The following is a 417-nucleotide window of genomic DNA, read 5'->3' on the forward strand; positions in this document are numbered from 1 at the left end:
GACCGGGCCGAGGTCCGGCGGATCCTGGCGGACAAGGACGCGGGCATCAGCGTCCACGAGGCCGCCGCGAAGGTCGTCGACGGCACGGCGGCCGAGCTGCGCCAGTTCCTGGAGGTCGGCCTCCCGAACGCGCGGATCATCGACGACCGCGTCAAGGCCGCCCAGTTCCTTTCCGTCGGCGGCCCTGCCGTGAAGGCGGCGGCCGAGAAGGCCCTCAAGTCCGGCAGCCCCGAGGCGGTCCGCAAGTTCCTCGCCGAGGGCCAGCACACGGCCCGCGCCGAGGACGACGACCGGGCCGAGGTCCGGCGGATCCTGGCGGACAAGGACGCGGGCATCAGCGTCCACGAGGCCGCCGCGAAGGTCGTCGACGGCACGGCGGCCGAGCTGCGCCAGTTCCTGGAGGTCGGCCTCCCGAAC

At 74.1% G+C, this 417-nt stretch carries 1 protein-coding gene; it reads left to right on the forward strand.

Features of this window, described 5'->3' with window-relative positions:
* The coding region (locus PUR61_RS02635) for an ALF repeat-containing protein (protein WP_329875182.1) at positions 1-417 on the forward strand (417 nt) is incomplete at both ends.

Source organism: Streptomyces sp. BE20 (genome assembly GCF_036322525.1).
Lineage (GTDB): Bacteria > Actinomycetota > Actinomycetes > Streptomycetales > Streptomycetaceae > Kitasatospora.